The sequence below is a fragment of the Burkholderia sp. Se-20378 genome (genome assembly GCF_017104665.1).
In the GTDB taxonomy this organism is placed as follows: domain Bacteria; phylum Pseudomonadota; class Gammaproteobacteria; order Burkholderiales; family Burkholderiaceae; genus Burkholderia; species Burkholderia lata.
The window spans coordinates 1-25,513 of the sequence record NZ_JAAGPG010000037.1; the positions used below are offsets into that span (position 1 = coordinate 1).

At 67.4% G+C, this 25,513-nt stretch carries 20 protein-coding genes; 9 read left to right on the plus strand and 11 right to left on the minus strand.

The window, feature by feature from the left end; translation table 11 throughout:
• From G3N93_RS07240 to G3N93_RS07250, 3 genes are all read left to right on the plus strand, one after another.
• The coding region (locus G3N93_RS07240) for an AAA family ATPase (RefSeq protein ID WP_241026446.1) at positions 1-1,567 on the plus strand (1,567 nt) is incomplete at its 5' end.
• A 116-nt stretch (positions 1,568-1,683) separates the two neighbouring features.
• Positions 1,684-3,138, plus strand: coding sequence for an aldehyde dehydrogenase (locus G3N93_RS07245; RefSeq protein WP_206132660.1), 1,455 nt, complete (start codon positions 1,684-1,686; stop codon positions 3,136-3,138).
• Positions 3,139-3,220: 82 nt separating this feature from the next.
• Positions 3,221-4,834, plus strand: coding sequence for a GMC family oxidoreductase (locus G3N93_RS07250; RefSeq protein ID WP_206132661.1), 1,614 nt, complete (start codon positions 3,221-3,223; stop codon positions 4,832-4,834).
• 67 nt (positions 4,835-4,901) lie between these two features.
• Here the strand turns inward: G3N93_RS07250 and G3N93_RS07255 are convergent, their stop codons facing one another.
• Positions 4,902-5,789 (minus strand): transporter, encoded by an 888-nt coding sequence (locus tag G3N93_RS07255; RefSeq protein ID WP_206132662.1) that lies wholly within the window; start codon positions 5,787-5,789, stop codon positions 4,902-4,904.
• Between the two features lie 422 nt (positions 5,790-6,211).
• Here G3N93_RS07255 and G3N93_RS07260 point away from each other — a divergent pair, with 422 nt between their 5' ends.
• Positions 6,212-7,186, plus strand: a complete 975-nt coding sequence (locus G3N93_RS07260; protein ID WP_206132663.1) for a helix-turn-helix domain-containing protein — start codon at positions 6,212-6,214, stop codon at positions 7,184-7,186.
• Positions 7,187-7,336: 150 nt separating this feature from the next.
• Here G3N93_RS07260 and G3N93_RS07265 read toward each other — a convergent pair whose 3' ends face one another.
• The 5 genes from G3N93_RS07265 to G3N93_RS07285 all read right to left on the minus strand — a co-directional run bounded on the left by G3N93_RS07265 (position 7,337) and on the right by G3N93_RS07285 (position 12,287).
• Positions 7,337-8,428 (minus strand): porin, encoded by a 1,092-nt coding sequence (locus G3N93_RS07265; protein ID WP_206132664.1) that lies wholly within the window; start codon positions 8,426-8,428, stop codon positions 7,337-7,339.
• A gap of 179 nt (positions 8,429-8,607) precedes the next feature.
• A complete protein-coding gene (locus G3N93_RS07270; RefSeq protein WP_174940414.1) occupies positions 8,608-9,330 on the minus strand; it encodes an SDR family NAD(P)-dependent oxidoreductase in 723 nt (240 codons plus the stop codon).
• Positions 9,308-10,429 carry a 2,3-butanediol dehydrogenase gene (locus tag G3N93_RS07275; RefSeq protein ID WP_206132665.1) on the minus strand — a complete coding sequence of 374 codons (1,122 nt, stop codon included), beginning with the start codon at positions 10,427-10,429 and terminating at the stop codon, positions 9,308-9,310. The genes G3N93_RS07270 and G3N93_RS07275 overlap by 23 nt, the downstream gene beginning before the upstream one ends.
• A gap of 1 nt (position 10,430) precedes the next feature.
• A complete protein-coding gene (locus G3N93_RS07280; protein WP_174940409.1) occupies positions 10,431-11,735 on the minus strand; it encodes an MFS transporter in 1,305 nt (434 codons plus the stop codon).
• Positions 11,736-11,753: 18 nt separating this feature from the next.
• The gene (locus tag G3N93_RS07285) at positions 11,754-12,287 is read right to left on the minus strand and encodes a 2,4'-dihydroxyacetophenone dioxygenase family protein (protein ID WP_206132666.1); all 534 of its coding nucleotides are present in this window, start codon (positions 12,285-12,287) and stop codon (positions 11,754-11,756) included.
• A 178-nt stretch (positions 12,288-12,465) separates the two neighbouring features.
• On the opposite strand from G3N93_RS07285, the gene G3N93_RS07290 reads away from it, so the two are divergent.
• Positions 12,466-13,446 carry a helix-turn-helix domain-containing protein gene (locus tag G3N93_RS07290; RefSeq protein ID WP_206132667.1) on the plus strand — a complete coding sequence of 327 codons (981 nt, stop codon included), beginning with the start codon at positions 12,466-12,468 and terminating at the stop codon, positions 13,444-13,446.
• A gap of 92 nt (positions 13,447-13,538) precedes the next feature.
• On the opposite strand, the gene G3N93_RS07295 is transcribed toward G3N93_RS07290, so the two are convergent.
• The 4 genes from G3N93_RS07295 to G3N93_RS07310 all read right to left on the minus strand — a co-directional run bounded on the left by G3N93_RS07295 (position 13,539) and on the right by G3N93_RS07310 (position 18,424).
• Positions 13,539-15,104 (minus strand): GMC family oxidoreductase, encoded by a 1,566-nt coding sequence (locus tag G3N93_RS07295; RefSeq protein ID WP_206132668.1) that lies wholly within the window; start codon positions 15,102-15,104, stop codon positions 13,539-13,541.
• A 152-nt stretch (positions 15,105-15,256) separates the two neighbouring features.
• Positions 15,257-16,231: a helix-turn-helix domain-containing protein gene (locus G3N93_RS07300; RefSeq protein ID WP_174940401.1), complete on the minus strand. Its 975-nt coding sequence runs from the start codon at positions 16,229-16,231 to the stop codon at positions 15,257-15,259.
• Between the two features lie 235 nt (positions 16,232-16,466).
• The gene (locus tag G3N93_RS07305) at positions 16,467-17,255 is read right to left on the minus strand and encodes a hypothetical protein (RefSeq protein ID WP_206132669.1); all 789 of its coding nucleotides are present in this window, start codon (positions 17,253-17,255) and stop codon (positions 16,467-16,469) included.
• Positions 17,256-17,476: 221 nt separating this feature from the next.
• The gene (locus G3N93_RS07310) at positions 17,477-18,424 is read right to left on the minus strand and encodes an aldo/keto reductase (protein ID WP_174940398.1); all 948 of its coding nucleotides are present in this window, start codon (positions 18,422-18,424) and stop codon (positions 17,477-17,479) included.
• A 356-nt stretch (positions 18,425-18,780) separates the two neighbouring features.
• On the opposite strand from G3N93_RS07310, the gene G3N93_RS07315 reads away from it, so the two are divergent.
• The 4 genes from G3N93_RS07315 to G3N93_RS07330 all read left to right on the plus strand — a co-directional run bounded on the left by G3N93_RS07315 (position 18,781) and on the right by G3N93_RS07330 (position 24,732).
• Positions 18,781-21,285 carry a type VI secretion system Vgr family protein gene (locus G3N93_RS07315; RefSeq protein ID WP_206132670.1) on the plus strand — a complete coding sequence of 835 codons (2,505 nt, stop codon included), beginning with the start codon at positions 18,781-18,783 and terminating at the stop codon, positions 21,283-21,285.
• Positions 21,286-21,298: 13 nt separating this feature from the next.
• On the plus strand, positions 21,299-22,201 hold the full coding sequence (locus tag G3N93_RS07320; RefSeq protein ID WP_206132671.1) for a DUF4123 domain-containing protein: 903 nt from the start codon (positions 21,299-21,301) through the stop codon (positions 22,199-22,201).
• A gap of 83 nt (positions 22,202-22,284) precedes the next feature.
• Complete coding sequence (locus tag G3N93_RS07325; protein ID WP_241026447.1) at positions 22,285-22,971, plus strand: DUF3304 domain-containing protein; 687 nt, start codon at positions 22,285-22,287, stop codon at positions 22,969-22,971.
• A 36-nt stretch (positions 22,972-23,007) separates the two neighbouring features.
• Positions 23,008-24,732, plus strand: coding sequence for a DUF2235 domain-containing protein (locus tag G3N93_RS07330; protein ID WP_206132672.1), 1,725 nt, complete (start codon positions 23,008-23,010; stop codon positions 24,730-24,732).
• A gap of 97 nt (positions 24,733-24,829) precedes the next feature.
• Here G3N93_RS07330 and G3N93_RS07335 read toward each other — a convergent pair whose 3' ends face one another.
• The gene (locus G3N93_RS07335) at positions 24,830-25,450 is read right to left on the minus strand and encodes a LysE/ArgO family amino acid transporter (RefSeq protein ID WP_174940390.1); all 621 of its coding nucleotides are present in this window, start codon (positions 25,448-25,450) and stop codon (positions 24,830-24,832) included.
• Positions 25,451-25,513: the final 63 nt, after the last annotated feature.

Sequence of the window (25,513 nt, forward strand, 5' to 3'; positions counted from 1 at the left end):
TCGCGCACGGCTGCCGGTGTCGGCCGATGCGTGCGACGCCGTCGGCGACGATGGCTGGCGCGTCGAAGTGGCCGCCGCGATTCACGTCGGGCAGGTGCTCGCGCATGCGTCGCAGATGTCGGGCGGATCGACGCCGGCCGCCGCGTCTCGGCTGTTGCGGCTTGCCGGGCCCGGGCAGATCCTGACCAGCGACGATGCGCGGCCCGCGCTCGAACGGCATGCCGACTTCCGGCCGACCGGGTTGCGGCTGGCGCGGGCGGGCCTCGCGCCGCAGCCGGTGCATGAACTGCTCGGCGAGTGTCGGGCCGATACGCCGTTCGATTCGCTCGACGGCGGCATGCGGGCGCCGATGATCGGCCGCACGCGCGAACTCGACGCACTGCTGCGCGCGTGGCAGGCGACGCGCGCACGCCATCGTCGTGCGATGCGCGGCGTGCCGCGGCTCGTCGTCGGCGATGCGGGAATCGGCAAGTCGCGCCTCGTGCACGCGCTGTGCGAGGCCGTGCGGACACAGGGCCACGCGTTCGCGTATTGCGGGTGCCTGCCCGAGCGGGAGAATCATGCGCTGTTTCCGATCCTGCGGTTCATCGGCGCGCATTGGCAACTCGATGCCGACAGTCCGCCCGGTACCACGCGCGCGGCGATCGACGCGATGCTCGCGCCGCTCGAATGCGATCGTGTGGCGGCCCGTGTCGCGCTCTCGACCTGGCTGGGGCTAGCCTGCGAGGCGAACGAGACACGGTGGTCGAGCGCGCGCGAACAGTACGCGCTGTTCGACGTGCTCGAGCAATTGATCGTGTCGCTCGGCAACGGCGCGCCGGTGTTGCTCGTCGTCGAGGATGTGCAGTGGATCGACCGCTCGACCGAGGATTTCCTTGCGTACCTGCAGCGCTCGCCGCGCGCGGCGGCGCTCTGCGTCGTGCTCACGTCGCGGCCCGCCCGGCTCGCGCGCTGGCGTGGCGCGACCGAACGCCTGATTCTGCGCCGCCTGCCGCGCGACGACGCGCGGCGCCTGATGTCGGCGTACCTGGGCGACGGCGTACTCGATCCGGCCCGGCTCGACCCGCTCGTCCATCGTACGGCGGGCATTCCGCTGTTCATCGAGGCCGTCGCGCGCGAGCTGGTGATGAGCGGAGCGGATGGCTCGCTCGCGGGGCTGCGGACGACGGAGCCGTGCCCACTCCCGCTCAGTCTCGGCGGGATGCTCGGGCGCGCGTTCGACCGGATTGACGACGCGCGCGACACCGCGCAGCTCGCCGCGACGATCGGGCTCGAGGTGGATGCGCACCTGCTCGCCGCGGCGTCGCCGCATGATCGCGCAACGCTCGACGCGCACCTGCGGCTGCTGCTCGAAGAACGGATCATGTACGCGCAGCATCGGCGCGATCGCGTGTTCTATTCGTTCCGCCATGCGTTGATTCGCGACGCGGCGTACGCGTCGATGCCGCCGGCCGTGCGACGCGCCAACCATGCGCGCGTCAGTCGAGCGCTGGCGGCGCAAGCCGAGCGCGGCGCCGGCGTGCATGCGAACGGTGACGACGGACACTTCGCGCGCGCGTGCATGTGAATCCTGCATTCGATGCACGGATGTCCCAGCGGCGCCGCAACCCGCGTCCTACAGTGGGCCAGATACGCCGATCCGCCTTTCAGCGCCGGATCGGCCCTTAATCTGGAGACAGCCCCATGACAGCCGAGTACACCCTTCAACACCGGATCGCGGGCGACGCATGCGACGCCGCGCAGGGCGAGTGGTTCGAGAAATTCGAACCGTGCACCGGACACCTGCTTGCACGCGTGGCGGCCGGCACCGGCGCCGACGTCGACCGGGCCGTGCGCGCGGCCCGCGCGGAATTCGACGGCGGGCACTGGAGCCGGCTGCCCGGCGCGGCGCGGGCGAAGCTGCTGCATCGGCTGGCCGACCTGCTCGAGCAAGACGCGGAACGCTTCGTCGAGCTGCTCGCGCGCGAACAGGGGCGCCCGGCCATGGAAGTGCGCATGATGGACCTGCCGATGTCGATCGACACGCTGCGCTACTTCGCCGGATGGGCGGACAAGCTCGAAGGCCGCCAGATTCCGACCGGCGGCTTCATGGGGCGTCCGACCGTCAACTACACGGTGCGCGAAGCAGTCGGCGTCGCCGGCCTGATCGTGCCGTGGAATGCGCCGCTGATGATCGCGTGCTGGAAGCTCGCACCCGCGCTCGCGGCCGGCTGCACGGTCGTGATCAAGCCGTCGGAGGACGCGCCGCTTGCGGTCGGCGCGCTGGCGGACCTGGCGGCGCAGGCGGGCTTTCCGCCGGGCGTCGTGAATCTCGTGCACGGCATCGGCGCGTCGGTGGGCGCCGCGCTGGTCAATCACCCGGGTGTCGACAAGATCAGCTTCACCGGCAGCACCGAGGTCGGCCGCACGATCGCGCGCGAAGCCGGTGCACAGTTCAAGCGGCTGACGCTGGAACTCGGCGGCAAGGCGCCGCAGATCATCTTCGACGACGCGAATCTCGAGCAGGCGATCGCCGGCGTCGCGATGGGGCTGTTCGTCAACCAGGGGCAGACGTGCGCGGCCGGCACGCGCGTGCTGGTGCAGCGCCGTCACTACGACGACGTCGTCGGCGCGCTCGCGCATGCGGCGCGGTCGGTCAGGGTCGGCACGCCGTTCGACCCGGCGACGCAGATGGGGGCGCTGATCAGCGCCCGCCATGCCGATCGCGTGAAGACGCATATCGCGGCGGCGCTGCGCGACGGCGCGACGATGGTCGCGGGCGACGAGCCGGTGCCGTCGCAAGGCTTCTTCGTGCGGCCGACGGTGTTCGCGAACGTCGATCCGGCGCTGCGCATCGCGCGTGACGAAGTGTTCGGGCCGGTCGGCACGATCATTCCGTTCGATACGGAAGACGAGGCCGTCGCGCTGGCTAACGACACCGTCTACGCGCTGTCCGCGTCGCTGTGGACCCGCGATCTCGCGACCGCGCACCGCACCGCGGCCCGGCTGCGGTGCGGCGCGGTCGCGGTGAACGCGTGGAGCCCGCTCGACGCGCGGCTGCCGTGGGGCGGCCTCAAGGAGAGCGGCGTCGGGCGCGACCTGTCGCAAAGCGGGCTCGATGCGTACCTGGAGGAGAAGGTCGTCACGATCGCGATGTAGCCGCGCACGTTCCGGCACGCAGACACAACAACAAGATCGCGGGCGTTGCGCTGCTCGCCCGCCTATCCCACTCGACAGACACATGACTACTCAAGACCTGACCTTCGATTACGTCGTCATCGGCGCGGGTTCCGCCGGATGCGTCGTGGCCGCGCGGCTGATTCAGCAGCATGCCGGTTCGGTGCTGCTGCTGGAGGCCGGCACGCGCGACGACAATCCGTTTCACCGGATTCCGGGCGGCGTGATGCAGGTGTTCCAGAAGAAATCGTGGCCCTACATGACCGAACCGCAGCCGAACGCGAACGGTCGCAGCATGATCATCGCGCAGGGCAAGGTGCTGGGCGGCGGCAGTTCGGTCAACGGGATGATCTATATCCGCGGGCAGCGCGAGGACTACGACGACTGGGCGACGCAGTGGGGATGCACGGACTGGCGCTACGACGACGTGCTGCCGTATTTCATGAAGGCGGAAGCGAACGAAAGCCTGGGGCCCGCGTATCACGGCCAGACCGGCCCGCTGCCCGTCAGCGAGAACCGCTATCGCCATCCGTTGACGGCCGCGTTCATCCGGGCCGGGCAGGAGATGGGGCTGCGCTACGTCAACGACTTCAACGGCGAAGTGCAGCAGGGCATCGGCTATTACCAGACGACCACGCGCAACGGCGAACGCGCGAGCACCGCGCAGACCTATCTGGCGTCGGTGCGCAACGACGCGAAGCTGAAGGTGGTGACCGGCGCGCTCGTGCACCGGATCCGGACCGATGCGGGGCGTGCGGTCGCGGTCGAGTTCAGCGAAGGCGGACATGCGCCCGTGTCCGTGCGTGTGCGCAACGAGGTCGTCGTGAGTGCGGGCGCGATCGGGAGTCCGAAGGTACTGATGCTGTCCGGCATCGGGCCGGCGGAGCATCTTGCCGCGCTCGGGATCGATCCGGTTGCCGCGTTGCCGGTCGGCCAGAACTTCCACGATCATCTGCACATGTCGGTGCAGGCGTCGATTCGCACGCCGGCGAGCCTCTACGGCGAGAACACGGGGCTGCGGGCGATGCGCCATTTCCTGCAATGGAAGTGCTTCAGGAGCGGGCTGCTGACCAGCAACATCCTCGAAGGCGGCGCATTCATCGATACGCTGGGCACCGGGCGGCCGGACGTTCAGTTCCATTTCCTGCCGCTGCTCGACAATTTCGACAACACGCCGGGCGAGAAGCCGCCGGCGAGCGAGCACGGCATGTCGGTCAAGGTCGGCCATCTGCAACCGAAATCGCGCGGGCAAGTGGGGTTGCGCAGCAAGGACCCGGCGGACCTGCCGAGGATCGACGCGAACTTCCTGAGCGACCCGGCCGACCTCGACGGCCAGATCCGGGCCGTGCAGGCCGGGCTCAGGATCCTGTCGGCGAAGGCGCTGCAGGCGCATGTGAAGGAGGTCGTCGCGCCGGCCCGGATCGATCCGGACGATCTGCCGGCAATCGAACGATTCGTGCGGCAGGACATCAAGACCGTCTATCACCCGGCCGGCACCTGCAGGATGGGCACGGACCGGCGCACGTCGGTGGTCGACCAGAAGACGCTGCGCGTGCACGGCTTCTCCAATCTGCGCGTGATCGACTGCTCGATCTGCCCGCAGGTGCCGAGCGGCAATACCAATGCGCCGGCAATCATGATCGGCGAACGCGGCGCCGATCTGCTGCTCGGTCGATGAAAGAGGCGGCGCAGGGATGACCTGCGCCGGCTTCGCGTCGGGAAACGCCGACGCGGATCCGTTCACCTCAGAGCGGAAACACGGCCTTGAGCCAGAACGCCGCGCCTTCCGGGCGGTTTCGCACATCGGTTTCCATCTGGTATTTGGCGGTCACGAACCAGCCTTTCCCGCTGTCGTACTTGATCGACGGGCCGATCGCGAACGAACGGCCACGATTGCCTGCGATGGTTTGCCCGGCCTGTGAATCGTCCGTCATCTGCCGGTAAACATAGCCGCCCGCGCCAACCGTCAGGCCATTGCCGAAACCCCAGCCCGCCGAATAGTCGACGATGAATTCCTGGCCGGACTGGTAGTCCGTCGCGTGGTTGCGCTGATTGAAGGTCCACATGAGCTTCGCGTCGAACACCGGCCCGGTACGGCCGCCGTACGAGATGCCCGCGATCGGCTGGATCGCCCAGTAGTGCCGGCCGATGTTGGCCAGGTCGCTCTTGTCGTACCGGCCCGTCGGCGCGAAGACATCGACGGCGAGCAGCGTCTGGAGCGTCGGCGTGACGTGCCAGCCGAGCGCCGGCCCGAACGTCATGTCGCCGATACCGGTCCGCCGCTGCGCCTGCCCGCCCGCGTGCACGTCGAGCGTGACGAGCGGAAGCAGCGCATGCATGGCCAGCGACGCGCCGGCAAACGTGTACGGCGTGACCCACACGATCCGTGGTGTCACCGAATACGCGGTGATGCTGAAGTCCGGTGGTGCGACGTTGCGGCCGTCGTTGTCGCGCAGTTCACCCGCGTGGTAGCGCTCCGCATAGATCAGCGCATAGAGCCCCGGCGGCGGCAGTGCGCAGCACAGGTAGCCTTCCGCCCCGGTCGGGTAGACGGAGCCGCCGCCTTCGGTTGCGTGAGCGCCGTGCGCGACCGCGAGCGCGGACAGCATCACGGCAATGGAAAGTCGTTTCATCGTTTGTCTCCTCCTGCGGCGCGCGAGCGGCCGCCGTTTGTCTTCGGGCGGCGTGAGCGACGGCATCGGCCACGCACGTGAAGGCCGGCCGGAAGCCGGTTTCCGCCCGTCAGCAGGGTGCCGCGCCAGTTTCTTGCTCGCATGTGTTTGCGTGCAGAGCCATCAGGAGTGCGGTGCATCTAGGTGAAATCTTTACTGCGTCAGGTAGCGTTCCGGCCGCGCATGGGAGTTGTGCGAATGTTCTTTTGCATCGACGCGCCGTACGCTACGAGCCGATCCCCTCTCATCGATGCTGGCCGGGCGCGTGTCGCCGCACACGCGCCGGAAGCCGGGCGAGTCGATCGTCGCGCCCGCTGCGTGCGCACGCAGGCGGCCACGCAATGGACGTACTTGAAAGCCGGATATTTCTGGAGGCGAACGTCATGATCGATTCGGGAGCGCATCCGCCGCGGCGGGAGGGCGGCGTGTCGTGCTGGTCGGAGCAGATCCGGCATCGGTTCTTTCCGCTGGAGCTCAATGCCGGCGCGTCCGGCGAATTCGACGCAAACGTCGACGTGTTCGATCATGCGCGCTGCCGCGTGGCGCGCATTTCGGCAAGCGCGCATAGCGCCTCCATCGGGCGCGACGCGTGCAAGACGTTGAAGCACCGCTACGTCAAGGTGATCTGGCAACTGAGCGGCGTGGCGAGACTCGAGCAGGGCGCGAGCGAAGTGATCGTGCCGCCAGGGCATTTCACGCTGTACGAGGCGAGCAGCCCGTACTGGATTCAAAGCGACGCACACGGCGAATTCGTGACGATGCTGTGCGAAGTGGCCGACCATGATGCGCTGCTGGCGTTGGCCCGGCACGCGATCGGCCGTGCGATGCCGACGACGGGCGGCGCGGCCGTGGCGCTCGCCAGCCTGCAGGCGATGATCGCCGAGGGTCGGCGCATGAATCCGCGCAGCCGCTTCGGCGTGCTGGAACTGGTGGCGACGTTGCTCGCCGAGGCGATCGATTTCACGGACGGCACGGCGCCCGCTTCGCGGCGCAAGATCCGCGAGACGTTGCTGCGCGACGCGCAGCAATACATTCATCGGCATCTGGACGACGGCGAACTGTCGCCCGATCGCATTGCGGCGGCATTGAAGGTGTGCCGCCGCACGCTCTACCAGGCGTTCGAATCGATCGGCGAGCGGCCGCAGGCGATGATCCAGCGCCTGCGGCTCGAGAAGTGCCACGAAGTGCTGTCGCAGACCGGTGCCGACGGGGCGAGCATTACGCGCCTCGCGCTGCAGTCGGGGTTTTCCGATCCGGCGTATTTCGCGCGCCTGTTTCGCCGGCGCTTCGGGGTCACGCCGTCGCAGTGTCGGGATGCGGGGATGCAGGTTGGGGGTGGTGCGGATTCGTCGGGTTAGTCGCGGTTGCATGCATTCGTCGTGATCCGATTCGATCGGAGGACGGCTGGCAGCGTGTGACGACGCAGGCGGCAGAGCGACCGGCTCCGCGCCCGCGTCGTCAGGCGATCCGGGCCCAGGATCGCCCGCAGGATTCGCCGGGGCAGCGACCTAGAACCGCGTGCTGAACCCGACCCGCGCGATCGACTGCAGTGCGCCGCTCGACGCGCCGTTCGCATCCATCACGCCATTGATCTGCGCGTTGCTGCCGTGGTTCGCGCGCTGATGCACGCCCGCCACGTACACCATCGTGCGTTTCGACAGCCAGTACTGGACGGCGGCGAGGAACTGGTGCGCGTGCGCGTTGTCGAGCGTGTCGTTGCCTTTCATGTACGTGTAGCTCGCGCCGATCACCCACGCCGGCGACGGTCGCCACGCGGCGCCGGCTTCAGCCGACCACGCGCCCGCGCCGTTCTGCGCGTTGTGTACGGTCGTGACGAGCGCTTTCCCCGTGACCGTGCCGAGCGTGTAGTGCACGCCCGCGCCCCAGTTGCGCACGCTGGTTGGCGGCAGCCCGTTCGTCGCCCCGTACTTCTGGTTCGTATAGGCCGCGCCTGCGCCGAACGGGCCGTTGTCGTAGCTTGCGCCGACGCTCACCGTGTTGTTCGCGCCGACCGACCCGGCGACGTTCCCGAAGCCGTACAGCGCGCCGAAGGTCAGGCCCGACAGCGACGGGCTCGTGTACTTGATCGAATTCGCGACACGATTGCTGCCCGCGACGCGATCCCAGTCGAATGCGCCGGTCGGGTTGTTCGGCAACGCGAGCTTGTCGAACGGGCCGTTGCGAAAGCCGTACAGGCCGACGAGATCCTGTGCGATCTCGTTGCCGCTCGCGGCCAGCGCGTCGACCATGAACTCGTACTGGTTGCCGAGCGTCAGCTTGCCGTAGCGGTCGTTTTCCACGCCGACATAGGCCTGGCGCGCAAACAGCCCGCCGCCGATGATCGAGCCGTTGCCGAGCGAATACTGGTTGACGAGCCGGAAGATCGCGCGCGTGCCCGCGCCGAGATCCTCCTTGCCTTCGAAGCCGAGCAGGTTCGGGAAGAAGATGTTGTCGTCGAACTTCGCGGCGCCGTGGCCGCCCTGATTGCTGACATAGCTGATGCCGGCGTCCATCAGCCCGAACATCGTCACGCTGCTCTGCGCGAACGATACGGCGGGAATGGCGCATGCCGCGAGCGCCAGAAGGGTCTTTTTCGTCATCTCCAATGTGCTCCTCACATGTTTCCGATCGGATCGGATATTTTTGATTGGACTACTGATTGATATGAACAAAGCTGAACCGGATGAATCCCGGATCAGTGGCAAGCTAAGAAAGTTGGTATGTGATGGGCGTCGGCAGAAATCGCGAGCGAGCCTGCCGATGCTCGTCCAGCAGCGCGCTAGACCGTCGAATACCCGCCATCGACCGGCACGACCGCGCCGGTCACGAACGATGCACCGGGCGAGCACAGGAACAGAATCACGTCTGCGACTTCGTCGGCCGTGCCCCAGCGCCCGAGCGGCGTGCGTTCGAGGATGCGCCGCGACGCCTGCATGTCGGCCATCAGGCCGCTGCTGAGCGGCGTGTCGATCCAGCCGGGTGCGACCGCGTTCACGCGAATGCCGCGATCGGCCCACGCCTGCGCGAGCGAGCGCGTGAGCTGCGCAATGCCGCCCTTGCTCGCGCTGTAAGCGGGACGGTCCTTGCTGCCGAAATACGTGTACATCGACGCGACATTGACGATGCTGCCGCCGTGCGCCGACAGCGCCGGCCGTGCGGCGTCGGACGCCCGCATCACCGACGTCAGGTTCACGTTGAGCACGAGCTCGAACTGGTCCATCCGGTATTCGTCCGCGTGCCGGCTGATGCCGACGCCGTTGACGAGCACGTCGAGCCGCGGCAGGGCCGCGATCGTGCGGGTCAGCGCATCGCTGTCGGTCACGTCGAGTTCCACGCAGCGGATGCCGGCATGCACGGGTGCATGCGGGCCGGCCGCGTCGAGCCCGAGCGCGACGACCGACGCGCCGGCTTCCGCGAACCGCATCGCCGTGCGCGCACCGATACCCGACGTGCCGCCCGTCACGACGACGGACTGGCCCTCAAACGCCCACTGACGACTCATGCTCGACGCTCCCGATGGTGTGTGCGCGACGGGCCGGCCGTTGCGCGGGTGAAACGAGGATCTTGATCTGCGCGCGGTCGGCGAGCAGCGCGTCGAAGCCGTCGGCGACGGCGTCTTCGAGCGACACGGTGCGCGTGACGATCGACGTGAGGTCGAGCGCGCCCGACGCGACGATGCGCAGCAGGTCTTCGTACGCATGCCGGTAGCCGACGCTCGCCGTGAAGGTCAGCTCGTCGTTGACCGCGCGGAACGCGTCGAAGCCGGCATGCGGCATCAGGCCGACCATCACGACGCGGCCGCCCTTGCGCAGCGCCTGCATCGCCGATTCGAACGTGGCCGGCAGGCCGGCCGCTTCGAAACTCGCGTCGACGCCGAGCCCGCCCGTGGCCGCTCGGATCGCGTCCTGCAGCGCGGGTGCACCGAGTGCGCGTGCATCGAACGTATGCGTTGCGCCGAAGCGCGAGGCCGCCGCGAGCCGTTCGGGCGACACGTCGACGGCCACGATCGTGGTCGCCCCCTGCAGCTTCGCGAGCATGATCAGCAGCAGCCCGATCGGCCCGAGCCCGAATACCGCGCAGGTTTCGCCGAGCCGCAGTTCGCCACGCCGCAACGCGTGCAGTGCGACGGCCGCCGGCTCCATCACCGCGGCCTGTTCGAGACTCACGCCGTCGGGCAGGCGATGCAGCATGTACGCCGGCACGACCGCGAAGTCGGCCATGCCGCCGTCGCCCATCAGCCCGGCGAAGCCCATCGACACGCACAGGTTGTACGACCCCGTGCGGCAATACGCGCACTGGCTGCAGCGATACTCGGGCTCGACCGCGACGCGATCGCCCGCGCGTAGCGCCGTCACGCCTTCGCCGACTTCGACGACGGTGCCGCAGAACTCGTGGCCGAGCGTCAGCGGCGCGGTGCGGCGCGACAGCGGATGCGGCGTGTCGACCGGTATCGCGTGCGGGCCGTCCGCGTATTCGTGCAAGTCGCTGCCGCAGATCCCGCAGTACGCGACCGCGATGCGCACGTCGCCGGGGCCGACGCGCGGCGGGTCGATTTCCACGAGACGGACGTCGCGCGGGCCATGCCATTGAAGTGCCCGCATGTCAGCGACCTCCGAGGTTTTGTGCATCGAGACGGCTCGCGGCGGTGCCGGCGAGTGCACGCTTGCGCAGCACGGCAGGCGCCGTTTCGACGAGGCCGAACGACAGCACGCACGCGAGGATCGCGCCGGCGGCCGACGTCCACATCGCGAACTGCAGGCCGTACTTGTCGGCCGCGAAGCCGGCGACGGTCGGCGCAACGAAGCCGCCGATCAGCTCGCCCGCGCCCATGATCAGGCCGAGCGCGCTGGCGATCGCGCGCGGCGGCACCGTTTCCGCCGGGATGGTCGCCATGAACAGCGTGAAGCAGCCGAGGCCCGTGTACGTGGCGAACACGAGCGCGCCGAGCGCCCAGAGCGAGCCGGCATGGATCAGCACGACCGGGCACACGGCCGCGATCAGTGCGAACACGATCATCGTCGGCTTGCGGCCGATCCGGTCGGAGATCGCCGGCACCGCGAAGCCCCAGAACACCCACGCGGCGCCGAGGCAGGTCATCACGACGCCCATGTCGGACGGCGACAGATGGCGGCTTTCCACGAGGAACACCGGCGCGAACGAGATGATCACGATGAACCACGTGAGGAAGAAGCAGCTGATCAGCATGCAGAGCAGGATGTTGCGTTCCTTCAGCAACGCCCAGCGGCTGACTGCCGCGCCGCTTGCGGCCGGCGCGCCGGCGGTATCGGCCTGCGCGTGCCGCACGCCGCCGGGCGGCACTTCGCGCACCCAGCGCCAGATGCAGAACGCGATCAGGAAGCCCGGAACGCACGACACGTAGAACGCTTCGCGCCAGCCGTATGTGGTTGCGATGCCGATGACCACCGGCGGGCCGATCATTGCGCCGAGCAGGCCGGCGGCGGAGCCTTGCAGCAAGCCCATGTTCAGCCCGCGGCGGCTTGGCGTCGAGCTTTCGACCATCAGCGATTGCGACAGCGGCAGCACGGGGCCTTCGGCGATGCCCATCAACGCGCGGAACGCGATCAGGCTCGCGAAGCCGCCGACGAGCCCCGACAGCGCCGAACACACGGAAAAACCGAGCACGGCCGCGATCAGCAGCGGCTTGCGCGTGCCGCGCGCGTCGGACCACGCGCCCGTCGCGGCGCCGGACAATGCCCACGTGAGCGCGAGCGCGGATGACACCATGCCGAGCTGCGTATTCGTCAGGTGCAGCTCGGCCGACATGAACGGGAACAGGAACGACAGCGCGAGGCGGTCGAAGAACACGAAGCCGAACGTCATGAACAGGATCAGCAGCAGCCTGTTCTCGTACGTCCAGGCGGATCGGGAGGAGGAAGGGGATGTCATGGTGAGCCTCGCCGCGCGTCAGCGGAACAGCTTCTCGATCGCTTGCGCGCCGAGGCCGACCTTCTCGTAATGCGCCTTGCACATCGCGATGTACGAGTGCACGTCGAAGTAGCCGTCGGGATTCCCTTCCTCGTCGAGCCAGATCAGCGGCCCCTTGACGATGAAGAACGCGCGCATCGGCTCCGGGTGATCGAACGCGACGAGCGTGTGGCCTTCGCCCGGCGTCTCGTACACGAAATCGCCGCGCGTCGCGGTCCATTCGTGCTCCAGATAACCCCACTTGCCCGACAGCGTGTAAGCGAACACCTCGTGCGGGTGATAGTGCCGGTTCACGAGCCCGGCTTCCTTGGCCATCAGGATGTCGCACCATTTGTTCTGCGACGGCGAGATCCACAGCGGCCGCGACGAAACCGTTTCGGTGAACGGAACGTAATAGCGCTCGTCGTCGGTGGCCGCGTTCGCGATGTACGCATCGGGCAACGCATCGGGCTTGAACGGATTGGCAATCGGTGGAATGTTTTGCCAGAATTCGGCTACGGCTTTGTCGACCACGGTTTGTCTCCTGGTGTATGAGTTGTCGTGGGCTCGACTTTAGCCAGCCGGTGCGCGCCGCTCTTGACTGGGTTGGACGAATTGCTTGACCGCGCCGGACATTGCATCGCACCAAAATCCAGACGAACCATCCCCCAATCCGTGCTGCTCCGCACGACAGGCGCCAGCAGGAGGCGACGTGACGAATTCGACCGTTTTTTCCCGCACGCGAGGCTCGACGGCCGACGTGCCGGCGCGCGACAGGATGGCGTACTGGGACGCGTTCAATGCGGCGACGCTGGTCGGGCTGCGCTGTTCGTCGCTGTCGCCGGCCGGGCTCGAGGTCGAGAAGACCGATATCGCGCTGCCGGGCCTCGGCATCGCGGACATCAGCGGCCAGGATCACGTGATCGAGCGCAGCCCCGCGCTGGTGCGCCAGCTGCCGAAGGAGTCGCTGTTCGCGTGCCAGATCCTGAGCGGGCGCGCGTATTTCATCCAGCGCGACCGCTGCCTGCTCGCGGACGCCGGCGATGTCGTCGTCTACGACACGCGCGTGCCCTATCTGTTCGGATTCCTGACGCCGATGCGGCAGCTGCTGATCGATATCCCGATCACGACGTTCGACGACCGGCTCGATGCGGAACTGGCCGCGCTGCCGCTGCGGATCGCACCGAAGCCGGGCGCGGGCGCGATGCTCGGCGCGACGTTGCGCGCGAGCGTCGAGCGCTTCATGAAGGATCCGGTCGAACGTGACGCCGCGCGGTTCGCCGAACACACGCGCACGCTGATCGCGGAACTCATCGATGCGGAGGTGAACGGTGCGGGCGCGTCGCGTGCGTCGCTGTCGTATCTGCTGACCGCGAAGCAGTACATCGCGACGCATCTCGGCGACCCGGAACTCGGGCCGCAGGCCGTCGCGGACGCGGTCGGGCTGTCGCTGAGGCATCTGAGCCGGCTCTTCGCGGCCGAAGGCGAGTCGATCACGCAGCACATCTGGTCGGAGCGGCTGTCGCATGCGCATCGCGAGCTGACCGATGCGCGGTTGCGCAAGACGAGCGTCGGCGAAATCGCGTTCCGCTGGGGCTTCTCGAGCCAGGCGCACTTCAGCCGTGCCATTCGCGAGCGCTACGGGGCGTCGCCGATGGCGCTGCGTGACGCGGCGCGCACGGCCGGGAGTTGATTCCGGCAAACGATGCGGATGGAGTGGCGGCGCGTGAAAAACGCGCCGTTTTTTTATTGTCGTGAACGAAAGCGCCCGCGCGCCGTGTTGCGTTACTCCGCCAGCATGAACTCGGCGCAGCGCTCCGCGATCATGATCGTCGGCGCGTTCGTGTTGCCGGACACGATGCGCGGCATCACCGACGCATCGCAGATCCGCAATCCGTCGACGCCTTGCACCGAGAGGCGCGGCGTGACGACTGCATGCTCGTCGTTGCCCATGCGACAGGTGCCGGCCGGGTGATAGACGGTTTTCGCGCGGTGTCGCACATAGTCGGCGAGTGCCGTGTCGGTCAACGTCTCGGCTTCGCGCACGATGCGTGCAAGCGACGGCGCACGGATGATCTGCCGCGCGAGCGCGACGCCGCGCACGAGGCCCTCGACATCGGCCGGATCGGACAGCGCGCCGCTGTCGAACAGGATCGGCGCGGCCGGATCGTTGCCGCGCAGTTGCACCGAGCCGCGCGAGCGCGGCCTGAGCAGGCACGGGTTGATCGACAGGCCGTGGCCGGGCAGCGGCTCGCGATCGACGTCGCCGACGAGCGTCGGCAGCACGTGGAACTGGATGTCCGGGCGGCCGCTGCCGGTGGTGTCGACGAACGCGCCGGATTCGACGACGTTCGACGTCAGCAGGCCCGTGCGGGACAGCATCCACTGCAGCCCGTGCCGTAACGCTTTCAGTCCGCGATCCTCACCCAGCAGGCTGACCGGCGCGTGGCTGCGGCCGTAGATCGAGACTTCGAGATGATCCTGGTAGTTCGCGCCGACGTCGCGGCTGTCGTGCAGCACGTCGATGCCGTGCGCGTGCAGGTGTGCGCCGGGCCCGATGCCCGACAGCATCAGCAGCTTCGGCGTGCTCAGCGCACCGGCCGCGAGCACGACGTCGGCGCGCGCGGCGGCCGAACCCGTCGCGCCGCTTTCCGTCCGCCATTCGACGCCGGTCGCGCGCCGGCCGTCGAACCGGATGCGCGCGACGCGGCAGCCGGTCAGCACGCGCAGGTTCGGGTGGCCGATCGCGTCGGCGAGATAGGTGGCCGCGGTGCTGCCGCGCTGCCCGTCGAAGATCGTCGTGTGGTAGAAGCCGACGCCATGTTGCGCGGCGCCGTTGAAATCGTCGTTGTACGCGATGCCGGTTTCCTGTGCGGCCTTCACGAACGCGAGGCTCAGCGGATGCCGGAAGCGCGTGTCGCCGACCTTCAGCGGCCCGTCGATGCCGTGAAACGGCTCGGAGAGCCGCAGGTGCGATTCGGCGCGCTTGAACACGGGCAGTACGTCGTCCCAGCCCCAGCCGGTGCAGCCGAGCGCGGCCCAGTCGTCATAGTCGTCGCGCGTGCCGCGCACGTACAGCATCGCATTGACCGAACTGCCGCCGCCGAGCGTGCGGCCCTGCGGCACGTAGGTCTTGCGTCCCGCCGCACCGGCTTGGGGCTCGCTCTCGAACGTGACCGTGCGCCGCGTGCCGAGCACGCGGATGAACGTCGCCGGAATCCGGATGAACAGGCTGTCGTCCTTCGGGCCGTCCTCGAGCAGCAACACGCGCCTGCCGGCCTTCACCAGGCGGTGCGCAACCGTGCAACCGGCCGAACCGCCGCCGACGACGATATGGTCGTACGTCTCCATCCCGCTTCTTCTCCTCGCTGTCGGGCGGCGAAACGAGTGCCGCCGCGCAGGAAGTCAGCTTAGCGACCGCTATGCGGCCCCATTTGACCGGGACGGACGCCGTGCTTGCCTCGCAGGGACACGGCGGCGGGTGGCGGGTGGCAGATGACGGACTAGCGCGCGTCGGCCGGCGCCGGCGCGCGGGTATCGCTCGGCGTCTCGCCGAAGCGTGCGCGATAGCTGCGGCTGAAGTGCGCGCTGTTGTTGAAGCCCCAGCGGAACGCGATCTCGCTGACCGTCAGGTGCTTCAGCGAACGGTCGCGCAGGTCGGCGCGGCAGCGTTCGAGCCGCCGTGCGAGGATGTAGCGCGTGAGCGGCATCCCTTCGATTTCGAAGACGCGCGCGAGCTGGCGCGGCGACAGGTTGATCGCGCGGCTCACCGACTGGCTGTCGAGATCGTCGTCGGCGAGATGGCTGTCGATGAACGCCTTGGCGCGCGACAGCGTGTGGACGGTCGACTTGGTCGGCGACGCGTCGCCGTCGCGCAGCCGCAGCATCGACTGCACGAGATCGAGGATCGCGGCGGCGCGCCGTTCGCGTGCATCGGGCGTCGGCTCCTGCGGCGCGGCGAGCAGCGCATAGACCTGCCGCACGGCCCACGATGCGACGCCGTCGTCACGGTCGATCTTGACGAGGCTGCGGTAGCGCCACGGACCGACGCGCGCCTCGAACACGTCGCGCGGCACGTCGAGCACGGTCATCGCCATGTCGGCGGGAAAGCCGTGGCCGTACGGCATCGACGTGTCGTAGAGGACGAGGTCGCCGGGCCCGTGCTGCATGCAGTCGACATCCTGGAACGTATAGCCTTGCCCGGCGTGCATCAGGCAGATGAACACGGCGTCGCGCTGGTCCGCGTGGATGTTGTGCGACGTGCGCACGACCGCGTGCCGGTTCGCGACGATGTCGCAGGCGCCGAACAGTCCGAGATCGCGCCTGCGCAGCGATGCGTCGATGCCTTCGGACGACTTGCCGCTGCATTCGATCCGCACGAGCGTGCGAGCGACGTGGTCGACCCAGAAGTCGACGCGTTCGTGGCCGCGTACGGCGCGCGTCGAGATCGTGGCGATCTCCGTGCTGGTGTCCGGCATGACGTTCTCCCAATGACCGCCTGAGCGGCGCAGTCTCGGGCAGGTCGAATGGCGCGGTCAATCCGTGAAAGACCCGGGACAGGCGCGTGACGCGCTTGCAGCGGGGCGTTGCGGCGGCAAGCGCGATCGATGTCCGGCTGAGTCAACACGAGCGGCCGTGCCGGTCAAAACGCGAGGGCGGTTTTCGGCTATGCGGCGTGCATTTCGCTACGCACGGGAGACAGGTGACGCCGGCTTACTTTGACGAAGACGACGTCAGCCCGAGTGATACGTCCTCCTCGTAACCCATCTTGCCGCCGCGGTACTCGACGCTGACGTAGCCGGCCCGCCGCGCGTCGGCGACGTTCGCGTAGATCGACGTCATCACCATCCCCGCGTCGCAGTCGAGCGGGATCGTGCGGTCGATGCGGCCCGTCGCGATGTTGATGGCCCGCAGCGACTGCATCGCCATGCCGCACTTGTCGGACAGCGCGTAGACGCCGACCAGCATGTGTGTCTTCGTGCGATACCACATCGGAATATCGACGGTGCCGTCGAGCTGGAGGTGATCCTGATCGTTGTCGTTCAGCCGCCCGACTTCGTTCAGCGTGATCGGGAATGTCTTGCGGCCGTCGTCCCAGGTGCCGGTGGCCGTTTTACCGGCGACGTTCAGCGCGATCGGGCAAGGCTTCGGTCGCGCTGGCGAGGCGGCCGGTACGACCGGCGAGTCGGCGTTCGATGCGGGCGGCGATGCTTCGCACAGCGTCATGCGGCCGTCGGGCTCGCGGTGGCCCTGCAACGGGATCGGCTTGCGATGCGCGTCGTAGTAGTAGCTGCCGTCGACGCGCCAGCGGCCCGCGTCGTTGCGGTTGATTGCGTCGTAGGTCTGCAGCGACACGTGGACGGGGGCATTGCCGATCGTGCCGGTGTAGTTCGCGACTTCGTACCAGCCTGCGTAAGACGCGGCCGGCACGCATGCGAGCAGCGTGGCGAGCATGGCGGCGAACGGGGGAACGTAGCGGGCGCGATGGGTGTTCCGGGGCATGGGCGGTCTTTGTGCGTGATGTGGGTTCGGGCGTCACGGATCTCGGTGCGACCGTGTCGTGCCGTGCGGCGGGCCGCCCGGACCCGTGCCATTGTATTCACCCGCCACTCACGAATGACCCGCCCCCGCGAATGCGGTGACAAGAGCGCGCACATGACACAGGCCGGTCGCGGAACCGCGCAGACCGCGCGATCCGGTCGACCGGCCCGCTACCGGCGACTTCAGCCCGCACTCGCCTCGTCGATCCGGCGGATGTCGTCCTGATCGAGCTGAACACGGATCGCTTCGCCGAGCGATGCCAGCTGCGCAAGCGACGTCGCGCTCGCGATCGGCGCGGTGATCGTCGGCCGCGCGATCTGCCATGCGAGTGCGATCGTGGCCGGCTGCGTGCCGTGCTTCTCGGCCACCGCATCGAGCGCCGCCAGAATACGCAGCCCGCGTTCATTGAGATACCCGGCGACGCGATCGCCGCGCACGCTCTTCTTCAGGTCGGCCTCGCTGCGGTACTTGCCCGACAGGAAGCCGCTCGCGAGCGCGTAGTAGTTGACGACGCCGAGCTTCAGGTCGCGCACGACCGGTTCGAGATCGCGTTCGTAGTCGGCGCGGTCGAGCAGGTTGTACTCGGGCTGGATGACCTGGTACGCGGGCAGGCCGTCGCGCTGGCTGATGTCGGCCGCTTCGCGCAGGCGCGCGCCGCTGTAGTTCGATGCGCCGATGATCCGCACCTTGCCCGCGTCGATCAGCGTTTGATAGGCGCCGAGCGTTTCTTCGAGCGGGGCCGTATCGGCAAGGTCGCGATGCGAGAAATACAGGTCGATGTAGTCGGTCTGCAGGCGGCGCAGCGACTCGTCGGCGGCTTTCAGGATGTTGTCTTTCGACAACCCCGCGCGCGCGCCCAGCAGGCCGACCTTGGTCGCGATCACGACCTGCTCGCGCTTGCCGGTACGCTTGAGCCACTTGCCGATGATCGTTTCCGATTCGCCGCCGTGGTTGCCGGGTACCCAGGCCGAATAGACGTCGGCCGTGTCGATGAAGTTGATGCCGGTGTCGGCGAGCGCGTCGAGCAGTGCAAACGATGCGTTTTCGTCGACGGTCCAGCCGAAGACGTTGCCGCCGAACGCGAGCGGCGAAACCTGGATGGTCGACGTGCCGAGAGTGCGGTATGCCATGTTCTGCTCCGATAGCTGCGGGTGAAAGGATGGGACTGCGGGAGGTGAAGCCGGTCGCGTTGAGACGGCGAAGCGCAGCACGAGGTTCCTCCCTCGGCACGCGAACCGACGTGTTCCGAGGCCGTGTGCCGGGATGCCGGACAAGGCGACGTCATGACGGTGCCGACATCCGTTCGAGCGTCGTACCCGGCATGGGTAAGGTGCTGTATTTATTACCGATTTTCCTGGCGGCACTAGGGAAATGACGCAGGACGTCAATGTTGTCGCGGTGCGTTGTCTACGATATCCTTTCATCCCAAAAATATGGGAGGCAGCGGGCCGCTGCCACGCGAACGAAAAATCATTCTGAGGCGGTCATGGCTGACCTTGCGGCATTTATTCGGACCCCGTTTTTCCTGCAAGACAAGCGCCTGCTCACGCTGTCTTTCCCTCACGACGACGCACCTTCGGTCACCGACTCGTATGGCCGGCACCGTCCGGCGCGGCTGGTCGTCGAGCGGCTCGTCGCGCACGAAGGGCTCGGGATCGACTTCACGTTCGAACTGACGCTGCTGTCCGGCGAGGCGGGCGCCACGCTGGACGACATGCTGGGCAAGCTGCTCGCGGTGTCGATGGTGCGCCCGGATGGCGGCCTGCGCCATTTCACCGGTTATTGCACGGAGTTTTCGCTCGTCCGCAACGACGATTCGGTCGCGGAATATCGTGCCGTGCTGCGTCCATGGAGCCACTTCCTGCGGACGCGCGTGAACAACCGCCTGTTCCTCGGGCAATCGCTTCAGCAGCAGATCGGCACGCTACTCGCCGATTACCAGGGGCTCGCGCCGTCCTGGGAGTGGCGTGTGCGCGGTGACGATCCGGCGCGCACGATGAACGTCCAGGGTGGCGGCCTCGGCGAAAGCGACTGGAACTACCTCGTTCGCCATCTGGAAGCCATCGGCTACCTGTACTGGTGGGAGCATGACGAGAAGGGGCTGAAGCTGGTCGTCGGCGACGACAGCACGGTGCAGTGTCCGGCCATCGACGGCCGATCGCCGGAGATCCGCTTCCAGACGCACGACGGCCCGATGGCCGCGGACGCCATTTCGCAGTGGTCCGCGGTACGGTCGCTCTCCGCGGGCAGCTACAGCGCGACGGCGTTCGACTTCAAGACGCCGCATGCCGCGAGCGCGCAGATCCCCACGCTTCATCCGCCGGGTGTCGCGCCGCAAGTCGAGCACCATGAGTACGTGGGGCACTACGGTTTCGTGAAGGAAACGCGTTCCGGCGATGCGCTGGCGCGTGTGCGGATGGAAGAGATCGAGGCCGCGGCTTCGCGTTTCGACGCGGCCGGCAACCATCACGGCATCTTGCCCGGACGCTGGTTTCAGCTGTCCGACCACTTCAGCACGGCGTCGGGCAGCCCGGAGGATCATCGGTACCTGATCCTCGAGGCCCGTCACGAAGCGGCGAACAATTATCTGCAGGCCGACGGCAAGCCCGAATATCGCAACCGCTTCGTCGCGGGCCTCCGGCATATACCGTGGCGTCCGGGCCGCGGCTTCAACAGCGAGCCCGTGCGGGTGCTGGCGCCGCAAACCGCGACCATCGCGGGCGCGAAGGGCACCGGCAGCGTCGACGTCGACGAGTACGGTCGGGTCTGCATCGTGTACCACTGGGATCGTGCGGCGCAGACCAGCGCCCGGATTCGCGTGGCTGCCGGCTGGGCCGGCGGCGAGAAGGGCATGATCGCGCATCCCCGCGTGGGCAGCGAGGTGGTCGTGATGTGCCTCGACGGCAATCCCGACCGGCCGATCGTGGCGGGTACCACGTACAACGCGGAACGGATGCCGCCGTGGGCGCTGCCCGACCAGCAGATGCTGACTGGGCTGCGCAGCCGCGAGTTGTCGGGCGACACCGGCAACGCGGCGGGCGGCCGCTCGAACCACGTGCTGCTCGACGACACGCCGCAGCAGCTCCAGCTGAAGCTGCGCAGCGATACCGACGCCAGCGAACTGACTCTGGGACACAACGTCCGCATCGACAATACGCAGGGACGCACCGATCAGCGCGCGCGCGGTTTCGAGTTGCGGACCGACGCGCACGGTGCGGTTCGGGCGGCCAAGGGCCTGCTGGTGACCAGCGAAGCGCGCTACGACGCGCGCGCCCATGCGACGGACATCGACGAAACCGTCGCGCGCCTCGACAAGGCGCACGACCTGCACGAATCGCTGTCGGGTTCCGCGCACGACGTGAAGGCGCAGGCGTCCGGCGACCAGGATGCCGTCCACCAGGCGCTCAGGACGCAGAACGAAGGTCTCAAGGGCAGCGGCGGCAATCCGCAGCAGGGCGAGTATCCGGAGTTCTCGCAGCCGTTCCTGGCGCTCGCCAGCCCGGCGGGCATCCTGGCCACGACGACGGGATCGACCCACGTCGCGAGCGGCCAGCACGTCGCGCTGACGAGCGGAGCCCACACGAGCATCGGTGCGGGCAAGAGCATGCTGGTCAGCGCGCAGGAGGCCGTGCGCGTCGCCGCGTTCGAAAAAGGCATCCGGCTCGTGGCGGCTGCCGCCGACATCGACATCCAGGCGCTGAAGGACAGCATCAACGTGCTGGCCAAACTGGACGTGAAGGTCGATGCGAACCGCATCACCATCACGGCAAAGGAAGAAGTCCTGATCAACGGCGGCACCAGCTATACGCGCTGGAACGGCAGCGGCATCGTCCATGGGACCAAGGGCGCATGGACGGCGCATGCCGCATCGCATGCGTTCATCGGGCCGGACAGCCTGCCGGTGCCCGCGCAGGCGTTCCCGGGCACGGCGTGCGCGCCGTGCATGGTCAACGCGGCATCGATGGCGTCGCCGTTCGCGGCCAAGGCTTGAGGCAGGGCAACGCATGACGAACGAGTTGAAGGCCGCACAGGCGGTCGATGCGCTTCAGGCCGCATTGTCGTCACAGGACGGGCTGCGCGCTTACGTCCTGATCGACGGTGCGTTGCTGGCGACGTTGCCGGATGAGGAACGGGCATCGTGGCCGGCGTTTGTCGCCGCATCGCTGCTCGACAACGCCGATGACGACGCGCGGATCGTCGGGCCCCTGCTGTTCGAATGGCAGCCGGCCGGAGACAGCGCCGATGCAGCGGACGACACCGATCCGCGGGACATTCCGTGGCCGGCGGCGAGCGTGCTCGTTTCACAGCTGACGCTTGCGCAACTGGCTGCGCATCTCGCGCCGATGGTGGATGTTCAGCTCGAGCAGATGGAGAACGCGATGCTGATGCGCTTCTTCGATCCGCGCGTGCTGCCGTTCTGGCTCGACATGCTGCCGGCGGCGCATCGCGCGTATCTGGCGCAAGGCGTGCGGCACTGGATTCATCTGGATGCCGAACTGACGATCCGGACGACGAACATCACCGCGCCTGCGAACGTCAAGCAGGTTGCCGAGTTTCCGCTGCAGTTGTCCCAGGCACAGGAGGACGACCTGCTGGCGGCCTGTTATCCGTACACGCTGATCGAGCGGCTTCGCACCGAGAAGCCCGCGCTGCTGGCGTCGTTGCCGGCCGCGCAGCACTACGGTTTCGTGCGCGATCAGCTGGCGCGGTGCCAGGCGCATGGCGCGGAAAGCGCGGTGTCGCTGCTGATCTACTGCGAACTGGCGCTGCGGTACGGCCCGCGCTTCGACGAGCATCCGGCGATGGCCGCCGTGTTCGACGCGGTGGCGCAAGGGGAAGACTTTCCGCAGGCGCTGGCGCTCGTGCCGGCCGAGGGGTGGCAGCAGATGCAGGGCGTGGCGGAGTGATGGGCGCGCGCGATGAGTCGTTCCGACCGGACATGCGTTCCGGATGTCGCGGGCGGCACGAAGAAATCGAATGGAAAAGAAGGATGTTCAATATGAACCGCGGCTGGATTACGTTGCTGTCCGTGATGGTTTTCTCCACGGCTGCATGCAGCAAGACCACGGGCGATGCCGAAAAGGACAGCCTCGCGCCCGGCGAAGTGAATAAATGGAACGACCCGAACTACGACATCATTACCGCCGGGTCCTTCAACTATACGGATTACGACATCTACGGCGTCTATCTCCTGCCGCCGGACAAGAACAGCCTTGACGACGCGGCAAGCGCCGACGGCGCGCGCGCCACGCCGAGGAATGCGAAGTACTGGTCCGGTGGCGGCGGATCGCGCGCGAGCCTCGCATGGGATTTCCGCTGGAAGACGCCGAAGACGTTCAAGGTGTGGTGGGAGCGTGTAGTCGACAAGCGGGCGATGGAAGCGTCGTCCGCGAATTACGACCCGTACACCCATCGGGAAACCCAGCCGGGGATGGCGTGGTGCGAAGGCGAGATTACGGTCACGCGCCCGCCCGTCAAGGACAAGAGCGGCGGCATCGTGCTGCACTTCTTCCCCGACGGCCGAGTGGAAGGCGACATGGATCTCGAAGCCGACGGCCCGGACCCGAAGGTGGCGCTTGCGAAGCGCGACGAGCAGCGCAAGCTGGCCGGCCGCGCTTGCGTGAAGGAAGTTTCCAATCCGTTTTATGGGCGCAAGAAGCCGGCCCAGTGGAATTGACGCTGGACACCTAGCCGGAACAGGAGCTTAACTGTCATGAGCAATCCCCCTCTCATTCGACGCATCACCGATATCACGCCGGTCGAGGACGCCGTCCGGAACGGATTTCGCGAAGCGCTCGATCCGTTGCGTGTCGAGCAATGCAAGGAGTGCCCGAAGCCCGTGTGGTTCACGGCGTTCTTCGATGGCACGGGCAACAATTTCGGTGCGGACGGCAACGGTTCGACGGACGTCGCGAAGACCAAGTACAGCAATATCGCCAAGCTCGCGATGTTTGCCCACGTCCCGTTCAACAAGGCCAATCCACGCACGATGGGCCGCTATGTCGAGGGCGTCGGCACGCCGTGCAGCAAGGTTGGCGATTCGGGGGAGGGACTCGACGGTGCGTTGGGCATGGCCGCCGCGAGCAAGGGCGAGGCACGCATTCGCTGGATGCTCGGCGAACTCGAAAAGCACGTGGCGAGCCACATGCCGGCCGTGAGCCAGATCAACGTGGCCGCGTTCGGTTTCTCGCGCGGCGCCACCGAAGCGCGGGCGTTCGTTCGCATGCTGACCGAGCGACTGGCCGAGAACATCGGCGGCAGGCTCTGGTGGAACAAGAAGAACATGAAGGATATGCGCCCCGAAGTGGTCGTCTACTTCCTAGGCATCCTGGATACGGTGGCGTCGACCGGCTTCGGCGGCAGCCGCCTGGAGAAGGCGGCGCCCTACATCGTCGGCGCGGTTCTCGGGCCGGTCGCCGGCGGCCTGCTCAGCAGCATCGACAAGGGTGGACACGCCGAGTGGGCGAACGACATTCGCATTCCGGACTACGTACGGCAATGCGTTCACTATGTCGCTTCGCATGAAGTTCGCGAGAAATTCCCTGGCGACTCGGTGCGGGAGGACCAGAAGCTTCCGTCGAACTGCCGCGAGGTGTACTACCCGGGCATGCACTCGGACGTGGGCGGCGGTTACGAGCGCAACTACCAGGAAGGGCGAACCAACGAACTGGCCAACATTCCGCTGAACAATCTCTACATCGAAGCGTGGAAGGCAGGCGTGCCGTTCCGCCCGCCGAAGGACGTGATGGACGATGCCGGCGGGTTGTTCACGATTTCCAGGGAGCTGGAAGCGGCTTGGAACGTGTACATGGGCCAGGGCAACGAACGACGCGCGGGCGTGGCGCTGAACAGTGGCCGGCTCGAGCCGCAGGTCATCTGGCACATGAACCGCTATTACCAGTGGCGTGCCAGCCGCAGCCGGCGTCTGCACGACGGTCGGCTGAAGCCGCCTGGCGGCGTGAATTCCTACATGGCCATTACCGACAAGGAATGGAACGCGGATGCCCTGAGCATTCGGGAAGATGCGGGGGGCTTCGTGAGGAGCTACGTTTCGGAGCAGCACAAGGCTATCGATGCGGCCACGCGGGTCAAGGACAACTGGCTGGGTGGCATCGATGCGACCGCGCGCGCGACGTTCGACCAGTTCTTCGATCACTACGTGCACGATTCGATTGCCGGTTTCAAGAAGCAGATGGAAGACGGTCACGTCGGCTTTGCCGAATCGAGCCGCTGGTCGGTCAACCGGCAGTATTTCATGGGCAAGCGCGGCAAGAAGTACCTGTACTGGCGCTATGAAGGCGACAGGGCGGAACACGCTTCCACGCAAGTGGCCAAGGCCGATCCGGCCAAGCAGCAGGACCCGATGGCGGCCAACGAGCCTCAGCTTGCCAGCAACCAGCCGGCGAAGACCGGCGGCGATGCGACGTCGACCGCCTGACGCCGTACGCGACACCGCTCGTGACAGCGAGCGGGCGACCTGACGTCGCGGCAGACCGGATCTGCCGCGACACTTCCCTCCTTCCTTCCTTCCTTCCTTACCGCAACTGCACGGCCGCGAGAAACAGCACCATGCTGCCGATCGCGCCATCCAGCACGCGCCACGCCACCGCCTTGCGGAACCACGGCGCCAGCAGTCGCGCACCGTAGCCGAGCCCGAGGAACCACACGACGCTGACCGACATCGCGCCGATCGCGAACGCGAGCCGCGCGCCTTCCGGCTCGCGTGCGCCGGCCGTGCCGATCAGCAGGAACGTGTCGAGATACACGTGCGGGTTGAGCCACGTGAACGCGAGCGTCATCAGCACGATCGCCAGGCCGCTCTGCGGCGGCGGCGCAACCGCGTCGCCGCGCACGTCGAGCGTTTCGTGGCCCGGCTTGAACGCGCGGCGCAGCGCGTTGATGCCGAACCACGCGAGATATGCGAGGCCGACGTACAGCACCGCGTGGACGAAGGTCGGAAAGCGTTCGACGAGCACCGACGCGCCGCCGACGCCTGCGCCGATCAGGATCATGTCGGACAGCGCGCACAGCAGCACGATCTTGCCGACGTGCGAGCGCATGATGCCCTGCCGCAATACGAATGCGTTCTGCGCGCCGATGGTGACGATGAGCGATCCGCAGAGTGCGGCGCCGTGGGAAAAAGCGAGCCAGTTCATGGTGGGTGACAGCAGTGGAAGCAGTAGACGGATGAATCGGGTAGCGCTAGTCTGCGATCAGCA